This is a genomic window from Chryseobacterium barbadense (genome assembly GCF_042849955.1).
In the GTDB taxonomy this organism is placed as follows: domain Bacteria; phylum Bacteroidota; class Bacteroidia; order Flavobacteriales; family Weeksellaceae; genus Chryseobacterium.
The window spans coordinates 1-20,138 of sequence record NZ_BAAFHL010000019.1; the positions used below are offsets into that span (position 1 = coordinate 1).

At 36.9% G+C, this 20,138-nt stretch carries 16 protein-coding genes; 9 read left to right on the top strand and 7 right to left on the bottom strand.

All coding sequences use genetic code 11. The annotated features are described in order from the left end of the window. Window positions 1-1,722: SusC/RagA family TonB-linked outer membrane protein (locus tag ACGHIN_RS09245; protein WP_390452772.1), on the bottom strand; the 1,722-nt coding region annotated here is incomplete at its 3' end. Between the two features lie 177 nt (window positions 1,723-1,899). Between ACGHIN_RS09245 and ACGHIN_RS09250 the strand changes: the two genes are divergently transcribed. From ACGHIN_RS09250 to ACGHIN_RS09265, 4 genes are all read left to right on the top strand, one after another. Continuing rightward, window positions 1,900-3,093, top strand: coding sequence for an MFS transporter (locus tag ACGHIN_RS09250; protein ID WP_390452774.1), 1,194 nt, complete (start codon window positions 1,900-1,902; stop codon window positions 3,091-3,093). 15 nt (window positions 3,094-3,108) lie between these two features. Beyond that, window positions 3,109-3,900, top strand: a complete 792-nt coding sequence (locus ACGHIN_RS09255; RefSeq protein WP_390452775.1) for an NUDIX hydrolase — start codon at window positions 3,109-3,111, stop codon at window positions 3,898-3,900. Between the two features lie 111 nt (window positions 3,901-4,011). Then, window positions 4,012-5,190: an acyl-CoA dehydrogenase family protein gene (locus ACGHIN_RS09260; RefSeq protein ID WP_390452777.1), complete on the top strand. Its 1,179-nt coding sequence runs from the start codon at window positions 4,012-4,014 to the stop codon at window positions 5,188-5,190. Window positions 5,191-5,348: 158 nt separating this feature from the next. Beyond that, complete coding sequence (locus ACGHIN_RS09265) at window positions 5,349-7,292, top strand: T9SS type A sorting domain-containing protein (protein ID WP_390452778.1); 1,944 nt, start codon at window positions 5,349-5,351, stop codon at window positions 7,290-7,292. Between the two features lie 64 nt (window positions 7,293-7,356). Here ACGHIN_RS09265 and ACGHIN_RS09270 read toward each other — a convergent pair whose 3' ends face one another. The 5 genes from ACGHIN_RS09270 to ACGHIN_RS09290 all read right to left on the bottom strand — a co-directional run bounded on the left by ACGHIN_RS09270 (window position 7,357) and on the right by ACGHIN_RS09290 (window position 13,227). After that, on the bottom strand, window positions 7,357-10,056 hold the full coding sequence (locus ACGHIN_RS09270; protein WP_390452780.1) for a PD-(D/E)XK nuclease family protein: 2,700 nt from the start codon (window positions 10,054-10,056) through the stop codon (window positions 7,357-7,359). Continuing rightward, on the bottom strand, window positions 10,053-10,589 hold the full coding sequence (locus ACGHIN_RS09275) for a DUF922 domain-containing protein (RefSeq protein WP_390452781.1): 537 nt from the start codon (window positions 10,587-10,589) through the stop codon (window positions 10,053-10,055). The genes ACGHIN_RS09270 and ACGHIN_RS09275 overlap by 4 nt, the downstream gene beginning before the upstream one ends. A 6-nt stretch (window positions 10,590-10,595) precedes the next feature. Then, a complete protein-coding gene (locus ACGHIN_RS09280; RefSeq protein ID WP_390452783.1) occupies window positions 10,596-11,003 on the bottom strand; it encodes a hypothetical protein in 408 nt (135 codons plus the stop codon). Between the two features lie 62 nt (window positions 11,004-11,065). Beyond that, window positions 11,066-11,701 (bottom strand): 16S rRNA (guanine(527)-N(7))-methyltransferase RsmG, encoded by a 636-nt coding sequence (rsmG, locus tag ACGHIN_RS09285; protein WP_390452785.1) that lies wholly within the window; start codon window positions 11,699-11,701, stop codon window positions 11,066-11,068. 188 nt (window positions 11,702-11,889) lie between these two features. Then, a complete protein-coding gene (locus tag ACGHIN_RS09290; protein WP_390452786.1) occupies window positions 11,890-13,227 on the bottom strand; it encodes a M28 family metallopeptidase in 1,338 nt (445 codons plus the stop codon). Window positions 13,228-13,356: 129 nt separating this feature from the next. Between ACGHIN_RS09290 and ACGHIN_RS09295 the strand changes: the two genes are divergently transcribed. The 5 genes from ACGHIN_RS09295 to ACGHIN_RS09315 all read left to right on the top strand — a co-directional run bounded on the left by ACGHIN_RS09295 (window position 13,357) and on the right by ACGHIN_RS09315 (window position 19,034). Beyond that, window positions 13,357-14,550, top strand: a complete 1,194-nt coding sequence (locus ACGHIN_RS09295; RefSeq protein ID WP_390452788.1) for a pyridoxal phosphate-dependent aminotransferase — start codon at window positions 13,357-13,359, stop codon at window positions 14,548-14,550. A gap of 18 nt (window positions 14,551-14,568) precedes the next feature. Then, the gene (locus tag ACGHIN_RS09300; RefSeq protein ID WP_390452789.1) at window positions 14,569-17,508 is read left to right on the top strand and encodes a M16 family metallopeptidase; all 2,940 of its coding nucleotides are present in this window, start codon (window positions 14,569-14,571) and stop codon (window positions 17,506-17,508) included. Window positions 17,509-17,658: 150 nt separating this feature from the next. Next, entirely contained in the window at window positions 17,659-18,291 is a 633-nt protein-coding gene (locus ACGHIN_RS09305; protein WP_390452790.1) for a peroxiredoxin, read from the top strand. 176 nt (window positions 18,292-18,467) lie between these two features. Next, entirely contained in the window at window positions 18,468-18,776 is a 309-nt protein-coding gene (locus tag ACGHIN_RS09310; RefSeq protein ID WP_390452792.1) for a thioredoxin family protein, read from the top strand. A gap of 9 nt (window positions 18,777-18,785) precedes the next feature. Next, window positions 18,786-19,034, top strand: a complete 249-nt coding sequence (locus ACGHIN_RS09315; protein WP_059136935.1) for a DUF6952 family protein — start codon at window positions 18,786-18,788, stop codon at window positions 19,032-19,034. A gap of 383 nt (window positions 19,035-19,417) precedes the next feature. On the opposite strand, the gene ACGHIN_RS09320 is transcribed toward ACGHIN_RS09315, so the two are convergent. Beyond that, the gene (locus ACGHIN_RS09320) at window positions 19,418-20,107 is read right to left on the bottom strand and encodes a Bax inhibitor-1/YccA family protein (protein ID WP_390452794.1); all 690 of its coding nucleotides are present in this window, start codon (window positions 20,105-20,107) and stop codon (window positions 19,418-19,420) included. Window positions 20,108-20,138 lie beyond the last annotated feature (31 nt).

Below are 20,138 nucleotides of genomic sequence, written 5' to 3' on the forward strand. Positions count from 1 at the left end.
GTTTACGATATCATTCTGAGGCCAGAAGCTTTCATTGCTTACATTCCAACCTAAAGAGAAGGCAGGGAATGTTCCCCAGTGATTATTGGCTCCGAATTTTGACGAACCATCATATCTTAGAGTTCCGGTGAATAAATATCGATTGTCATAATCGTAGATCACCCTTCCGAAATAAGATGCTTTATGGGTATTCACGTAATCCCATGCATTCGTATTTCTTTTATTAGGCGGTACATAAAAGTTGAAAGAAGCATCCTGCCAATTGTTAACAGGCAGATCGGTATGCGTAACGGTTTGCCCGAATCCGATATTGTATTCATAATACCCGTTTCCTAATAAAACATTTACATTATGCTTTCCGAATTTGTTCTGATAGTTAATCGTATTTTCCAAACTCCACTCGAATTTCTCCTGTGTTGTTCTGCTTAAACTATTAACACTAAGATTCGTATAGTTTGGATTCAGGTAGAATAACGGCGTAAAGTTTCTGCTTCCCCAATACGCTTTTTTACCGTTAATAGAAGATTTAAAGGTAAAATGCTTTGAAAGTTTAAGTTCAGCATAAACATTAGCCACAAAATCATCAGACCAGCCATTATTTCCTAATTGGGTCTGGCGGAACGCTAACGGATTCGACATTTCCTGGTTCACGTAATGGGAAATACCATACGGATTCCCATTCTCATCCCTGAAAATGTATGGATTGGAATAATCATTTGGGAAAGGTTGTGCATTTACATCCGTAACGACTGCCGGTGTTGTAGGATCTAAATTCACTGCGGAACTTAAAGGGCCTCCAAATTCACCGTTCGAATTAATTCCCTGAGATTTGGTATGTGTATAAGCGAACGTTTGTCCCACCGTTAACCAATCCGTAACTTTATGAGTAGAGTTCAACCGTCCTGTTAATCTTTTGTAATAGGAAATATCGCTCATTACGATCCCTGTTTGGTCATAATAGCCAAAAGAACCATAGAATGTGGATTTTTCATTTCCGCCGCTAATGCTTACTTCGTGGCTGGATCTTTCCGCATTGCTGAAAATAACATCCTGCCAATCTGTTCCAGCTCCGAAACTTGAAGGATCACTGTAACGAACCGGTTTCCCGTCGTTCGCAAAAGCTTCATTGATAATCGTAGCATATTGAGTGGCATCCAAAAGGTCCAGTCTTCTTGAAGCGCTTCCTACTCCGTAGAACCCGTTATAGGAAATATTCAGTCTTCCTTTTTTACCTTTTTTGGTGGTAACAAGGATAACTCCTCTTGCCGCAGAGACCCCGTAAATTGCCGATGATGCACCATCCTTCAGTACTTCCATGCTTTCAATATCAGACTGGTTCAACCATCCGATACCGTCTACTACAATTCCGTCCACTACCCAAAGCGGATCGTTACTGGATGAGTAACTGGTAATCCCTCTTACACGGATTGTAGCAGCAGAACCCGGCTGCCCGGAATTGGTAATGACATTTACCCCGGCTGCTCTACCTTGCAGCACCTGCTCTGGTTTACCGGCCGGGATATTTTCAATATCGCTGGCTTTAATACTTGCAATAGCTCCGGTTACATTACTCTTTTTCTGAGTACCATAACCAATCATTACCACCTCTTCTATTTTCTGCTCTTTAGGCAAGGTGTCATTGCTGGTGTTCTGGGCATTGAAATTCGCTGTAAAATAAAGCACAGCAACCATCCCCAAACTTCTGGATATTTTCACATTCATATACTGTTAGTTTTTTAATTCTCAAATTGAGACAATAAAAATATATTTTTTTTTAAATAATTAACATTATATTAATAAATATTTTAATTTTTCGTTTATTTTTGGGCCTTGAAAGCCTTATATTCAGCATCATATTCATAAAAAAATATAAAAATCAATTAAAATAAATTCCCCAAAATGGCCATCAAGCTCTCTGCAATATCCCTTCCGTTAAAACTTACTTTTCTGATTTTTTCCATGGTACTGAACTGTATGGGGATTGTAATTTTACAACTTTCCGAAGCCAAAATAACGTATGAAAAATTGGGATTTTTAGAATCATTTAAAGATATTCCCATTGCTTTTATTTCACTTTTCGCGGTGAACTTCATCAGTAAAATTGGAACCAAGAAAGCATTGATTCTGGCATTGGCCATTGTAGGTATTTGCTCCTGCATATTACCTTTTGTGGAAGTATTCTGGTTTTATAAGCTTTGGTTTGCCATTATCGGCGCCTGTTTTGCGATTGGAAAAATATGTGTCTTCGGCATTATCCGAAATAACATCGGAGACGAAAAATCACTGGCCAAAACCATGAACAGTGTTGAAGCTTCATTCATGATCGGAATTTTTGTGGTCAATACCGGATTCGGATGGCTGATTTCTAGCCGGTATTCTGAATTTTGGAAATTCGGTTTCCTTTTTATCTCATTATTGTCTATTGTTACGATCTTTCTTTTTTCAAGAATTGCCATATCCGAAGCTAAAAAAACGGATAATAAAGGGCTCATTTCTGAACTGTCCGGTATTTTCAGCATTCCAGTGGTTGCTTTTCTGGCTGTTATTTTTTTCATCGTATTTATAGAGCAAAGCTTTAATTCATGGTTACCTTCATTCTATAAGAACCATTTGAAGGTCAATTCATTTTTCGCATTACAAGCCTCCTCATTTCTCGCCTTATTTTCTTATGTAGGAAGGATGATCACAGCCAATATTATTCAAAGGTTTTCCTTGTCAAAATATTACAGCATTTGTCTGGGACTTATTATAGCAGTTTTATGTATAATTGTTCTTATCCAGTATTTCGAGTCGGATAACTCCAAAATTCTATTGTATTTATTCCCTGTTATCGGCTTATTTTTATCTCCCCTCTATCCTGTTGTCAACTCTAAAATGATTGCACAAATAGATAGAGAAAAAATCAGCCTCTTCACTTCTCTTATCGTTATTTTCTCTTCATTGGGCAGTTCCGTAAGCTCAATTATTATGGCACTACTGTTTGAAAATCAACTGTTAAACTATTATCCGCTGTATATTTTATTTTTTGTTGCCATACTTTTGGTAATAAGCTTAATTTATTTTAATCTTGTCATGAAAAAAATACCAAATTAATTTACTTTTATTGTTATGAAAATCCAGGATCCAAAAAACAAAGAAACACTTCAGGAACTTATTGATACAAAAGACTTTGTAGCTCATGTGTCTGTTGACTGTACCATATTTGGTTTCCATAATAATATTCTGAAAGTATTGCTTCTAAAATACCACGACCTGGATTTGTGGTCTCTTCCGGGAGGTTTTGTCTTTAATGATGAAGATCTTAGAGAAGCTGCCGAACGTGTTTTATATGAAAGAACACATTTAAAGGACATTTTTTTGAAACAATTTCATACTTTCGGGAGAATAGACCGTACGGAAAACAATGTACATCAGATTTTGCTTAAGAATAAAGGAATTGAAGTCCCGAAAGACCACTGGATCTTCCAGCGGTTTATTACGGTGGGATATTGCAGTCTTATTGATTTTTCTTTAGCGAATACATTTCCGGACGCTTTCAATGAAAGCTGCGAATGGTTTGAAGTGAATAAGCTTCCCAACATGGCTTTTGACCATGACAGGATTATAGAAACCGGCCTTGAATACCTTCGAATGAATATCAATACGGAAGTGGCAGCGAGTAATCTTTTACCGGAAAAATTTACCATGAAGGATCTTCAAAGCCTTTATGAGACTATTTTAGGACAAAAATTCAGAAGAAACAATTTCCAACGAAAGATTTTAAGCCTGAATATTCTGGACAGATTGGAGAAGCTATATGACGGGTCTGCGAATAAAGCGCCTTATCTCTATAAATTTAAAACCAAAGTTCACAATTCTAACGGACAATACCCTATCTCCAACGAAGAGGAAGAAAACTAAATGATTGATTAATTGAATGCTAAAGCTGGTGAAGCTTAAGTAAATACGGCTCTTCAAAAAAAATTTTTCTAAAATCCTGAAAAGTCTTACTTTTAGAAAAATTAAAAAAACATGTCATACTACCCTCTCACAAGTATTCCGGACTATTATGGAATTGATGCCTTATTAACTGAAGAACACAAACTCATTCGCCAATCCATCAGAGACTGGGTGGAAAGTTTTGTGATGCCTCAGATAGATCAGGCTGCACAAAATCACACAGATTTACCAGGATTGATGAAAGAATTGGGGAAAATCGGAGCTCTTGGTCCCTATATTCCGGTTGAATACGGTGGTTCAGGCTTAGATCAGATTTCTTATGGTCTAATCATGCAGGAACTGGAAAGAGGAGATTCTGCGGTTCGTTCTGCAGCTTCTGTACAAAGCTCTTTAGTGATGTTCCCTATCAATGAATTCGGTTCTGAGGAACAGAAAAGAAAATATTTACCGAAGTTAGCTTCCGGTGAAATGATCGGTTCCTTTGGATTGACGGAGCCTAATCACGGTTCTGACCCGGGTTCCATGGAAACCAACTTCAAAGATATGGGTGATCATTATCTTTTAAACGGTGCCAAAATGTGGATTACCAATTCACCTTTATGCGATATTGCCGTAGTTTGGGCTAAAAATGAAGAAGGAAAAGTTCACGGGCTGATCGTTGAAAGAGGAATGGAAGGTTTCACTACTCCTGAAACCCACAATAAATGGAGCTTAAGGGCTTCCAAAACAGGAGAATTGGTTTTTAATAATGTAAAAGTACCAAAAGAAAATCTTCTTCCTAATGTCAGCGGATTAAAAGGACCTTTATCCTGCCTAAATTCAGCCAGATATGGTATTTCCTGGGGTGTTATCGGAGCAGCCATCGATTGTTATTGTACTGCTGTTCAGTATTCTAAGGAAAGAAAACAATTCGGAAAGCCCATTGGTTCTTACCAGTTACAGCAAAAGAAATTGGCTGAATTCCTGACTGAAATCACTAAGGCCCAGTTACTTTGTCTGCAATTAGGAAATCTTAAAAACGATCATAAAGCGAGCCCTGCCCAGATTTCAATGGCTAAGAGAAATAATGTGAAGATGGCGATCGATATCGCAAGAGAATCCAGACAGATCCTTGGCGGAATGGGAATTATGGGTGAATTCCCGATGATGAGGCATGCTGCCAACTTAGAATCAGTAATTACCTATGAAGGAACTCATGATGTTCACTTATTGATTACAGGATTGGATATTACTGGGATCAACGCTTTTTAAGCTAAAAAAAATATAATGGAGCGAGTCCGGCCTTCGGCCGGACTCGCTATTTTAGTCACAATTCAGAGAAATAATATTCAATGAATAATTATTGATGCTTTAATATTTTGTTTGATTTATTGAAAGTTTCTAATTTAATCAAAATAAAAAGTAACAATATGAAAAAAATTACTTTCTTTTTACTAGGGCTTTCCGCACCCTTTTATCTTGCTCAACAATCCGGTGACGTTGTGAGTGTAGAACAAAAACTGGATCTTACACCACAGGGAGTCGTCAATTTCATAGCCAATAATCTTGGGGAGCAGAATGCTCCGGATTTTGTAAGTTATCTCAATGGCTTTAATGTAGGTCTTAAAGCCTATAAAATCACTTATTACACTAAAAATGAAAATAATACACTGGTAAAAGCTACCGGGCTTTTGATGTACCCAAGCGTAAATTATAAACTTTCCACCGTAGTTTCAGATCATGGAACCACAGACAACAGAAATAATGTTCCTTCCAATCTTAAAGGCGTGATGTATGCAGGATTTGTTGTTGAACTATCTTATGTTTTGAACGGTTATATTCTAATGGCTCCTGATTATGTAGGGATGGGATCAGGCGATGGAGTTCATCCGTATGTACACTATCCTACCGAAGCTTCTGCTACGATTGATTTTGTAACGGCAGCCAATAAAGTTTTAGCTCAACAAGGCATAAAACGTTATGATGAATATTTCCTGACCGGATATTCACAGGGAGCTCATGCAGCCATGTCTACTTTAAAAAAACTCAATATCTCCAATCCTACAGGATTAAGATTTAAATATGCCTATATGGGTGATGGTCCTTATGATTTTTCGGGCGTTACCCTTCAAAAAGGAGTGTTGGAGAAAGACGTCTACCCTTTCACTTCATTCATTGCGAATGTATTGAATACCTGCAATAATACCGGATACAAAACCTACACAAACAATATATCAGAAGTAATTTCGGCAGAATATCTGGAAAAATACAATTATCATGTGGTTCAGGATAATGGAGGATTATTGTGGGGCCCATTATTATGGAGAAAATTGTTTACAGATAGTTATGTGAATGAAGTTACCAATAATCCGAATACGAAATTAAGACAGTGTTTAAGAGCCAATGACGTATATGACTGGTACAATAAAACACCAATGACTTTAGGACATTCTACCATAGACTTAGCCATCCACCCGGAAAATACATCGAAAACGATAGATGTTCAGAGAGGATATTATCCCTGGTGGGACCTTGGAAAATATAAACTGGAAGCATTTTATTGGGGGCCTCTGGGACATGTGGGAGGGATTGTACCCTTTGTATTGGCTTCCAATGCTAAATTCAATACGTTAAGAAGCGGAGGACTATTCAATGAATGGGCTCTTTTAACTTCAAAACAATCAGAAAACAATACTCAATCCTATTCTTATACTTCCCAAATCAGGCCGGAATTGCAGGGAATGGAACTGTTGGAAATTACAGATTTCAATAAGGAAAAAGCAGACCGGAAAACAGCTTCCAATAGTAATTTAGCTTCATTACAAGATGGGGTCTATTTACTTAAAGTTACCGATCATCAAACGAACAAGCTTATTCCGTATGTTAAAAACACCCCAATCAAAGTTACTGAGAGTGAGATTGTAAAGTCTGAAAACAATCATGTTTTAAGCTTAAAAATTGATCAGGATGAATTGCGTTCCATCAATATTTTTGATCAGGATAACAACCTAGTGCAATCTGTTTCACAGGGGCAATATATGAAAGATGGCGGGGTCAATCTAAACAATATGGAAAATCAAACCTATACATTTGAAATTGTCTCTCAGTTTTATAATCTGCAATTCAACAAACAGGTTGGGGATGTTCACTTGAAAAATAATACGGAAGTATTTTCCCAAAACCGCAGAATCATAGCGAGAAACAGAAATGTGATAAAGAATATTACCATTTACAGTATTTCCGGGGCTTTAATTCAAAATCAGGAGGTAAATAAGGCTCAATATGAATCCAATACGCTGGAACCGGGAGTTTATGTGGTACAAATAACACCAATCAGTGGAAAAGCAATCAACAAAAAGGTAAAAATAGAATAAATAACCTTCTCAATAACAATTTCTTATATCAAATGGAGATGCACTTCAGCAATGAGGTGCATTTTTAGTGGGAATAGGTTTTTACATTTTCTGTAAAATTGATCTCCGGATTCAAAATTTCAAGGATCAGGCTTCTCACCGATTTCATAGCATCGTTGATATCTCCCTTTTCAAACTGTAAGGAAACAACGCCTTTTTTAGCTTCCGCAAAGCTCCAGATTCCGGTTTCGATTGGGAAACCCCAGAATTCAGGAAGGTTCTGGATAATGTAATGATAGATACAAAGCTGTAAAGCCTGCTTTCTGTCGTTATTATGGAAATATTCGTCCACATTGTCAGCATCAATTTTTACCGTCAGGTTTTTGATCTTGGCTGTTTTATAATCAATGATTCTTAATGTCCCGTTTAAGCGGTCTATTCTGTCTATGAAACCAAAGAAAGAAATCTTATCCGTGTTATTTTCATCCAGGTAAAAATCAACATTTTCGAACCTTCTTTCGATGGCAAGAATCTCCAGTTTATTTCCTTTTTTTACCAGGTCGAGATCATGGGACAAAATATTTTGAATCACCTTTTTGGCAATAGCTTTGTGAATAAAGTTCATTCCTTTTTCATAGAATTCAGGTTGATGTTTTAGCTTTTCAATAGCTACATCAATATATTGATCTATTTCTTTAATTGATTTGTGTAAATCACTTTCTTTTAATATTTTACCTTTCAACACTTCATAAACTTCTTGAAGTGAATAATGAACCAGGTTTCCATAGTTTTTTACAGAAAGTTCTTCTTCAATTTCATCCGTTTCAGAGGTATTCAAAATCTTGGAAAGGTAAAAATCTATCGGGTTATATAAATAGCTCGTAAGGTGTGAAGCCGAAACTTTTTTCTTCCATTGTTCCAGTCTCTCCAAAACAATTCCGGTTTTAGAAATTTCAATAGGCTGGCTCAAAATAGGCTCTGAAGAATTCTCAATAATGAGGTGCTCTATTTCGTGAGAACTTTCCATTTCTATCTGGGTAATGAAACGGCTTTTTTCGCTGGTATTTACACCGGAACTTAAAGCATTATACAATAAATGGACATTTTTAGCATCCTGAATCAGCCTGTAAAAGTGATAGGCATAAATACTGTCATTCTCCAAAAAGGTATGAAGATCAAAGTATTTTCTGATATCAAAAGGTATATAGGTGTTCTGCGAATTCCCAAGAGGAAGTTTTCCTTCGTTCACAGACAGCATAATCACATTTTCAAAGTTTAAAAGCCTGGTTTCCAGCAATCCCATGATCTGTAACCCTTTTAACGGTTCACCCTGAAAATCAATGCTTTCTGAGTTAATGTGCTGGTTGATCAGGATTTCCAACGTTTCCATTTTGATCTCAAAATCATATGGAGTAAGCTGGTTTTTAATGATCCTGAATGCATTTTCAAAATGGGAGACATTTTCATACTGGATATCATCAATGTCGAGCCATTTGATCTTTTGACAGAACCCGATCAGCATATCCAGGTAAACACTTACGGAATCCACCTTTTGAAGAAGATTGAAATAAGAAAGCCCACCTAAGAGCTCTGCTAAAAGCTTTTTAGAAATATAAACAATGTTCCGCTCCTCTATTTTCGCCTTAAAATCATTGATAACCAATTCATCTTCAACAGATTTCGGCAATTCTTCAAGGATAGGAAATACATCTTTGTAGTAATAGGAAGATTTATTCTTTTCAAGCTGTTTTTGCAGGTAAAAAAGCTGTTTAACCGCATTAGAGAAAGAAAGGTTCTTCAAAGGAAAACCCATAGTAATATTCAGGTTTTCAACACCGTACATAACATCGAGACTTGCCGGAAGCAGATTTTCATCCAATAAGACAACGGCCGTATTGGAATAGGTGGAATTATTAATTTCCTTAAAAATTTCCGGTAATATTTTGGTTTGGGTTACATTTCCCGAAACTTCATACACCTTTATATTTTTAGGCTGGTTAAAATCATCCTCGATCCATTCAAAGGAACGGCTGTCATTAAATTCTTTCCAGGTTTTATGGTTCCTGAGAAACTTCCCTGCTTCCTGCCTTTCATCATCGAAATAATAATGATCCGCCTGGAAAAAACATTGGGCTTTATCCCACTGCAAAAGGCTTCGCACTAGTTTTTCCTCTACCGGCGTAAAGGCATTGAAACCACAAAAAACAAATTGTTCATCGGTGTTTTTAGCAAAATCATCGATCCTGGCTTTCGCCGTTTCATGGATCATTCCTGAAGTGGCCCAGTTTTTTTCCTTCAATCTTTTCTTTAAAACAGGAAGAAAAACGTTCATATTTTTCCAGAAATTAAGAAATTTTCTTCTGGGAACATCATCCTCTTCACCCAAATTCTGTGCCCAGTCTTTGATCCGTTCTTCATCGAACATATACTGAAGAACAATCTGGTCATTTTCCGAGAATTTCAGAATATCGTCCCAATCTTTCTGTAGGGTCGGAAACCACTTCAAAAACTCTGCAAAATCGTCATTAGGAATGAGATTCAGGCTTTTATAGACATCATAAGCAAAAAGCCATAAAGAAATCCCCTGAATCGACTGCTGATCTGCAATCCTGTCTATCAATTCCTCGATCGTATAAAAATTCGGAAGAAAACCGGAATAATTATTTTCCTCTAAGATCTGCCTGATAAAAACAATGGGACGTTTTCCCGGCAAAACAATATTAAACACAGATAAATCTGTGTTTTGGATTAAAAGTTCGTGTATGATCTTATTCAGAAATTTCAAGAGATCTGGTAACTTTTTAAGCTTTCTAATTCTTCAGAAATCAAAGTATTATATTCCGCTTGCTTATCTTTATTGATCCCATGTTGAGTTTCTTTATCATAGGTCATCTGGAATTGCGTATATTCCTTTAATATCCTGTTATAAATTCCCTGGAAATGCTTATTATAATCTCCGGAAGTTTTAATATTCTCTGCTACTTCCTTACGTAGTTTTCTGGCAAATACTTCAGCAATATCAAAATGTTTCTGCTCATGATTCAAAACATAATCATTGATCTGCTTTACATCCTTCCAGGATTTATCTTCATTAAAAAATGTTTCAATGGTAATTTTCACCGGAGATTTGGGATTTGTAGATTTCACTACGGAATACACCCAACCGCAATTGGTATAAGCAACCACGTTGTTTCCCCTCTGTCTGTTGACATTACTTTTAAAATTGCTCCAGTCGAGCTTTTTGTCTTCCTGCCACTTGATCTTCTGACCGGATAGAGTACTGGTTATTAATATACTAAATAAAAAAATCCACTTCATTATGTATTATTCTACAACGATTGTTTTGGTAATCCAGGTATTGTCACCACTCCAGAATTTAAAAGTATACGTTCCCGCCTGCTGCGGACTGAAATTGATCTGGCTGGCTCCCGTAAAAGCTCCCTGTGCACAAGGCCCGTTCGTAATATATTTATAGGCTGTAACCGTTCTGGTAAGGTTGCTGTTATGAATATAATCATAAGCATAAAAGCCCTCACAATGAGACGAATAGGTGGAATATGTTTTGATACTCTGAACGGTAAAGACATCCATCGTATCATTGACAATTTTCACACTGTCTATCTTTACCTTATCTATTGATTCTATCGTCTGATAGTCATCATTATCATTACAGGAAGTAAAAAATAATCCTAAAACTATTGCACAAGCCCCAATATTGAGAAACTTTTTCATGACTACAAATTTTGATTATTAATGAAATATTTAGCAAAAATTATTCCTAAATTATGTTAAAATTAGGAATTAAAATTACCTTTTGACAGGTAAACTACCTTTTTTGTTTCAAAAAATTCTTCATCAAAATAGTTTTTAAGCTGGAAGATCTCGCATTTTATTCCGGCAAGCTCTTCTGCAAGGTCACCGCCTTTTAAATATAAGACTCCGTTGTGTTTTGGATTAAACTGTTCTTTCTCAAACTTTCCTTTCAGCCATCTTAGAAATTCAGGCATTTGGGTAACCGCTCTGCTTACCACAAAATGAAATTTCTCTTTTAATTTTTCTGCTCTTCCGTGGATCGCTGTCACGTTTTTCAAGCCTGCTCCTTCCGCTACTGCATTCACCACACTGATCTTTTTTCCAATGGAGTCAATCAACGTAAACTCTGATTCGGGAAATAAAATCGCCAAAGGGATTCCCGGAAAACCGCCGCCGGTTCCTATGTCCAACACTTTTGTTCCTGGTGCAAATTCCATTATTTTCGCAATTCCCAGAGAGTGCAGAATGTGTTTTTCATACAGGGATTCCATATCTTTTCTGGAAATCACGTTGATTTTTTCATTCCATTCATGATAAAGCTTCTCTAGTTTTGCAAACTGTTCTATCTGATTTTCTGTAAGATCCGGAAAGTATTTTAATAGTAACGATGTAGACATGTGAAATATTATAAACCACAAAAATAAGTTTTATTTCACAGTTTTATATCGTCACTTCGAGTAGATTTTTGTAAAAAATCGTATCGAGAAGTTTAAACAGTTCCGAAATATTGATTATAAAGTTCTCGATACAAAATTATCCCTCATTTTTATGATGAATAATTTCAACTCGAACCGACGAAATAGTCTTACCTGGCGATACTTGGAATTACGGGTAAACTTGCATTCCCAGTCTCATTCACACTCTGTACCGCAAAAATATAATTGTCTTTTGAAAGCGGAATCTTCAGGGAAACGTCTTTTGTAAATATCTTTTTTTGCCACACCGGACTATCGGTTTCCCTTACCAATACAACATACCCGACAGGTTTTCCTGTTTTGGGCTTCTCCCAATGCAATGTCGTAGAATTGGTGAGTTCCTTTACTTCCACTTCCACTTTTTCCGGTTTCGGAGTGGATTTGGCGAGACTTGCCAGTGTAGCGATATTAACGGCAGTATTTTTTTTCAGGTAATTAAAATCTATAAACTCAATAAGATCACCGTACTGTTTACCGTTTTCGGTTCTCACATCCTGATGCTGATGATCATAGTTCTCATAATATTCGGTAAGCCTTACGGAAGGAAATCCATTATTTACAAAGCTTGAATGATCTCCACCGCGTAAAAACCTGTCATTTCTATAGATCAGTTTAACTTCAATATTTTTTACATATTTTTCTCCGACTTCTTTAATATAACGGGCTAATTGCCTCGAATCACCATCGTTTTCAAGTCCCAGGTTTCTTATACTCATCGCTTTCTTATCCAGTTCCGTATAAGGCAATCCTTCACTGAAAACCCGAAGCACACGGTCATTGACCTCATTGGTTTCTCCGGCCTTGGTATTCCCGATCATATCATTATTCAAAACAGCTTCTATTTGCCAATTTTCTTTTTTAGCTTTTTCCGTCAACATTTTAGATCCCAATAATGACTGTTCTTCTCCTGAAAATGCTACGAAAATAACAGATGCAGGAAAAGAAGATTTGCTTAAAATCCTTGCCGCTTCTATTACCGCACTCACTCCACTCCCATCATCATTCGCTCCCGGTGCAAAAGAAGCCCTGTTCATCACATCAGTAACGCGGGAATCTAAATGTCCGGAAATCAGGAAAACTCTTTTATCATTCGGGTCTGTTCCTTTCAGAAAGGCAATGGGATTTCCCAGATTAGTCACCTGATCCACACGTTTACCATCTGCTTGAATATCTTGCTGCTGCAGATATACTTCCATTCTTCCGCCGGAGTTTTTTGCGTAGGTTCTGAATTTTGAAAGTACCCAATTTCTGGCCGCTCCTATTCCTTTATCCGGATCATCTGTAAGACTTAAAGTGTGTCTTGTATTAAAGCTCACAAGTTTCTTGATATAAGATTGTAAAGAGTCTGAATTCACTTCGGAAACATACTTTTTGATCTCATCATCTTTCGAGCGTACCTGGGAAAACATCGTACAGGGAATAAACCATAAAAAAAGAAGATATTTCATAACCGGCTATTTTTAAACTAAAGGATTTTAAATATACGAAAAACTGTACGTTGGAAAGCTATTTTTTCCGGTTCACATTCTATTTCAGATTAAGTTTTTATCTATATTTGTTCAAATTCAAAAAAATACATGGACAAACTTTCAGATAGAGTAAAAAGACTAGGTTACTCGCAAACTTTTGTAATGTCTAATAAGGTTAGAGAAATGAAAGCCAATGGAATAGACGTTATCAGTTTAACTCTCGGTGAGCCGGATTTCGATGTTCCGGATAATATCAAACAGGCAGCTTTTGATGCCATTAATCAAAATTACAGCCACTACTCTCCTGTTCCGGGATTTTTAGAGCTTCGTGAAGCCGTTGCCTATAAACTAAAAAGAGATAATAATCTTGACTACAAACCTACTCAGATCTGTGTGTCCAATGGCGCCAAACAGGCTATTTTAAATGTGTTGGCTGCCATCATCAATGATGGTGATGAAGTTTTGCTTCCTGCTCCTTATTGGGTAAGTTATGATGAAATGGTGAAAATGATGGGCGGAACATCCGTTATGCTTCCAACTTCTTATGTTACTGATTTTAAAGTAACGGCAGAACAGCTGGAAGAAGCTATTACCGATAAAACAAAAGCGATCCTTTTCAGCTCACCCTGCAATCCTTCCGGAGGATATTACACGTATGACGAATTAAAGTCTATCGCCAGAGTGGTTGCCAAATATCCGCATGTGACCATAATTTCCGATGAGATCTATGAATTCATCAATTATGAAACTAAAACCACTTCCATCGCTCAGTTTCCGGAAGTATATGAACAGACAGCCGTTATCAATGGAATGTCTAAAGCTTTCGCCATGACAGGTTGGAGAATCGGGTATTCTGCGTGTCCGGAATGGTTGGCCAAAGCTTGCGAAAAAGTTCAGGGACAAATGACCAGCGGAGCCAACACGATGGCTCAAAGAGCCTCCATTACCGCTTTAAAAACAGATCCATCGGAATATAAATACATGATTGACGCCTTCCGGAAAAGAAGAGATCTTATGTATGAAATGATTAAAGAAATTCCGGGCTTTAAGGTATTGCTTCCGAAGGCTGCTTTCTATTTCTTCCCGGATATTTCCCATTATATCGGTAAAACCTTAGACGGTACTGAGATAAAAAATTCTGATGACTTTGCGATGTTCTTACTGGATCATGCCCATGTAGGATCTGTAGGCGGAGTTTCTTTCGGAAGCCCGGAATGTATCAGATTCTCTTATGCTGCTTCGGAAGAAGATTTAAGAGAAGCGATGAGAAGAATTAAAGAATTACTTGAAAAATTTAATTAAAAAACATAACGAATCACAATGAACCTTTTAAAGAGAATCACTATTGTAACAAGTATTGCCGCAGCAAGTTTCACCGGCTATGCTTACGGGCAGGATTTCCAATGGAAAGAAGCCACTTCCAACGGATATCCTTACAAATATGTAACGAATGACCCTACTTCTGCAAGATATTATAAGCTTAAAAATGGCTTAACGGTTATTTTAAGTCCTACAAAGAAGGATCCGAGAATCCAGACTTTTATTGCGACTAAAGCGGGAAGTAAAACCGACCCTTCGGATCACACCGGTCTTGCTCATTATTTAGAGCATATGCTTTTCAAAGGGACAGATAAGTTCGGTTCTAAGGATTGGGCGAAAGAAAAACCGCTTTTGGATCAGATTGATGCATTGTATGAAAAATATAATCAAACCAAAGACGAAGCGAAGAGAAAGGAAATCTATAAGGAGATTGATAAAGTTTCCGGTGAAGCCTCCAAGTTTGCCATTGCAAACGAATATGATAAAATGCTTTCCGGAATGGGTGCCGATGGAACCAATGCTTTCACTTCTTTCGAACAAACGGTATACACGGAAGATATTCCTGCCAATGTTGCCGATAAATTCCTTGCCGTTCAGGCTGAAAGGTTCAGAGAGCCCGTTTTAAGGCTTTTCCATACGGAGCTGGAAGCAGTATATGAAGAAAAGAACAGAGGATTGGATAATGACCCTAGAAAAGTATATGAAGCGATGTTTGCTGCCATTTTCCCGAATAACAATTATGGAAAACAAACCACTATTGGAACGGTGGAACATTTGAAGAACCCTTCTTTAAAAGCAATCCGTGAATACTATAACAATTATTACGTTCCTAATAATATGGGAGTGATCATGTCCGGAGATTTTAATCCTGACGAGATGATCGCTAAGATCGACAGGGCTTTTTCTTATATGAAAGCTAAGCCTGTTCCTGAATACAAAGTAGCGCAGGAAAAACCAATCACTGCCCCTATCACAAGAGAAGTGTACGGTCCGAATCCTGAAAACATCACGATTGGTTTCAGATTCCCGGGAGCCACTACCAAAGACGCCAGACTGCTGAATCTGATCGGAAGCATGCTGACCAACGGACAAGCCGGACTTATCGATCTTGATCTCGTAAAGAAACAGAAATTATTGGGCGCTTATGCTTTTCCTTATGTTCTGAAAGACTACTCAGTTCTTTTATTGCAGGGAAATCCTACAGAAGGACAGTCTTTGGATGAAGTGAAAGGCTTACTGCTTCAGGAAATCGATAAACTGAGAAAAGGGGAATTTTCTGATGATCTAATCCAGTCCATTGTAAACAACGAAAAGAAAAATGTGATCCAGAAATATGAGAAATACACTTCCAGAGCGGAATCTCTAATGGATGAATTTACTTCTGAGGTTGACCATCAGGCGACTTTAGGATACGTGGATGAGATTTCCAAGCTTACCAAAAAGGATATTATGGAATTTGCGTCCAAATATCTTCAGGATAATAATTACGTTGCTGTTTACAAAAGAAAAGGAGAAGATAAAAACATCGTAAAAGTTGACAAGCCTGCGATTACTCCTGTTTCCGTCAACAGAGAAGACCAGTCAGAATTCTTAAAGAATATTGAAAAAATGCCGGAAGAAGCCATCTCTCCTGTTTGGTTGAACTTTGATAAAGACATCGCCAAAAATAAACTGGGAAGTCTAGACGTTCTTTCTGTAAAGAATACGGATAATGAGCTCTTCAGAATGTATTATTATTTCGATGCCGGAAAATGGAATAACAAAATTCTTCCTTTGGCAGCGGAATACCTTCAGTATCTAGGAACGAAAGACAAATCTTCAGAAGCCATCAGCAAAGAATTCTACAAGCTTGCTTCAAGCTTTAGCGTAAGTGCGGGAAATGAAGAAACGTATGTTTCTTTAGAAGGTTTAAATGAAAGTTTTGATAAAACAATCGCTTTATTCGAAGATTTAATTAAAAACTGTCAGCCGGATCAGAAAGCATTGGATGCCTATAAAGCAAGACTAAAAAAATCCAGAACCAACGCCAAACAGAACAAAGGATCGATCATGTCCGGATTGAGAAGTTATGCACAGTACGGTCCTCAAAACCCATTCAATAATGTTTTAAGTGATGCCGAACTGGATGCTTTAAAAGCTGAAGATCTGGTGAATGTACTTCATGATCTATTCAACCATAAGCATAAGGTATTATATTACGGTCCGAAATCAGGGAACGAAGTAGTCGCTTCTTTGACTCCGGTCCATAAGCTTCCGGCTACCTTAAAAGATATGCCGAAATCCAAAACATTTACTCAAATTCCTACTGATAAGAATAAAGTATTGTTTGCACACTATGACATGGTTCAGGCTGAAATTTTCTGGGTAAGAAACGGCGAAAAATACAATTCAGGCATTACGCCTACCGTAAGCTTATTCAATAATTATTTCGGGGGCGGAATGGGTTCTATCGTATTCCAGACCATCAGAGAATCTAAAGCTTTGGCCTATTCTACCTATTCTTATTTCTCGCTTCCGAGCAAAAAAGAAGATAAGGATATAATTATGGCTTATGTAGGAACCCAGGCAGATAAATTCAATGAGTCTACCATAGCAATGAACGAGCTTTTAACGACGCTTCCCAAGTCTGATCAATTATTTGAAACAGCAAAAAGCGGATTGAAGAAATCAATTGCAGCCGAAAGAATTACTCAGGACGGCATTATCTTCACGTATTTAAGAGCCCAAAAACTCGGTAATACGATAGATATGAGAAAAAATATCTATGAACAAGCTCCAAAATTGACCTTTACAGACATTAACAGTTTCCACGACAAGGAAATGAAAGGCAAGAATTTCACCTATTGTCTCGTAGCTTCACAGGATAAAGTAAAAGAAGCCGACATGCAGAAATTAGGCGAGGTGAAAAAACTCAGTCTGAATGAAATATTCGGTTACTAAAAATAACTAAAAGCCCTGGATTCAGGGCTTTTTTCTTTACTTCCCGATCAAAAACAATTATAGATTTTATTTATCAAAATCAATTTGTTCGATAGATGAAATGTTTATATATTTGCACCAGAAAATTTAAAATATAAAAACAAGAAAATTATGTCTTTAGTAGGAAAAAAATTCCCGAATGTAACCATTGATGCCATGTCTGAAATGGGTGATGATCTTAGAATCAACATCTTTGAAGAAACTACAGCGAATCAGCAAAAAGTTCTTTTGTTCTGGTACCCGAAAGATTTCACTTTCGTTTGCCCGACTGAGCTTCACGCGTTCCAGGATGCTTTAGGTGAGTTCGAAAAAAGAAACACTAAAGTAATCGGAGCCTCTTGCGATACCAACGAAGTTCACTTTGCATGGTTAAACACCGCAAAAGAAAATGGAGGTATTGAAGGAGTAACTTATCCGCTTTTAGCTGACACTCACAGACAATTAGCTAATATCTTAGGAATTGTTGATCAGGATTTCGAATACAATGAGGATGGAGAAGAAACTTTCACAGGTTCTAACGTAACGTACAGAGCAACGTATCTAATTGACGAGACAGGAAAAATTTTCCACGAGTCTGTAAACGACATGCCTCTTGGAAGAAACGTAAAAGAATATTTAAGACTGATTGACGCTTATACTCACGTTCAGAAGCACGGAGAAGTTTGCCCTGCCAACTGGGAAGAAGGAAAAGAAGCAATGAAAGCTGACAGAAACTCTACAGCAGAATATTTAGCTAAGAACTAATATAATGTGCTAATTTGAAAATGAGATAATTTGAAAATTAATCTCAGGATTTATAAGAATTATCTCATTTTCTATCTATATCGTACGCGTAAATGGCAAAGAATAAACATTCAGATTTTGATATTCAGTTTGCTCATTAACGCATTCTCAAATTCACAAATTTTCAAATTATTATCATGTACACAGAATTAACAGAAGATACGCTGCAAAGTATTGTAAGCGATAATGAAAAAGTGGTTGTACAGTACGGAGCAACATGGTGCGGAAACTGTAGAATCATGAAACCTAAATTCAAAAAGCTAGCCTCTGAAAACGATGAGATCCCTTTCTTATACGTAGATGCGGAAAAATTACCTGAAAGCAGAAAACTGGCTAAAGTAGACAACTTACCTACTTTTGCAATTTTCAAAAACGGAGAATTAGTGAACCAGGTTCAATCTAACCAGGCTGAAAGTTTAATTAACTTATTTAATGAATTAAAGTAATTTAAAGCAATGAAATTACCAATTATCAGACAGTTTTATCAAAACCAGACTCCTGAAAACCTTGAAAAGACATTAGAAGTTTTAGAAAGCTTCAGCGAATTCAGAGGAACCAGCGAAGAAGACCTGAATGTTGCGGGAGAATTGATCACCAACATCTGCGGAGCATTGGAGGTTCATGCCAACGTTCAAAACGGAATGAGTGAAAAAGATGCTTTGAACTCTTTCGCTCAGAAGGTTTTAGGATCTATTGATAAATAATAGCTTATAACAATTAAAAGATTGAAAAATTTAAGCATTAAAAAATTCTAAGAATACCCATTCTTACAATAAAAATCCCGATGGAAAACATCAGGATTTTTTGGGTTATACACCTCTTCTCTTCTTATAAGCTTTGTAACTACCCCTATTTAACGCAAAGTTTTATCACAAAACATTTTATTAAAAGAAAGCAAAGAATAGCGACTCTGTCGCTGATGAAGCCAGCTTCTTAAAAATCAATTTATTGATTTAATCCTTTGCTCACTTACATTTTACAGTTCTCATTATTCCTTTGCGTTAAAACAATAACAAAAAAAGGTAAATAAAAAATCCTGATGAAAAATCACCAGGACTTATAATGTATTAACTTTCCTACAATTCAATTAACTTCTTCTGCTCATCAAAATTCTTAAGATATACCAGAATAACAACATGATAGATGCAAAAAGCTGCAAAGAAGCTCCCACATATTGTCCTGTTGTATATGTATCTTTAAGTTTATTGGTTTCGTACAGAATACTTGCAGAAGCCAGGATCACCATTCCTACGGAAAACCAAAGGCCAAGATTAAATCCGAAAATAGCTCCGGCAACAATTAATCCTATAGAAATAAAGCCTCCGATAATAATAATGTTTCTCAGGAATGAAAAATCTTTCTTAGAAGTGAATGCTACTGCTGATAAACCTGCAAACATGGCAATAGTTAACATGGCAGCCTGAAAGATCATGGTTCCTCCACCTGAATATCCGACAGCAATATAAAGTAACGGCAGGAAGATCACTGCTTCTAATAGAATATAAAATCCTAATCCCATATATTGTGTTGATCTGCTTTGTGACAGAGACCATTTATTCGCCAGAATAGAAGCTAACCAGAATACACCAATGATCAGCAACCAGGTATATTTCTGTGCAAACATTAGGCTGATAATTTCAACCGGCACAATATTGATTAAAACAGTCTCAACTCCAATAAAGGCAAGAACCGCCAATGCAACATGCAAATACACTTTTTTATAAAAATCTGCCTTTTCAACCTCTGAAGAATGGGCCACTAAAATGTCTGTCATCATAGTTTTATTTTTTCTTTAAATATATCAAATT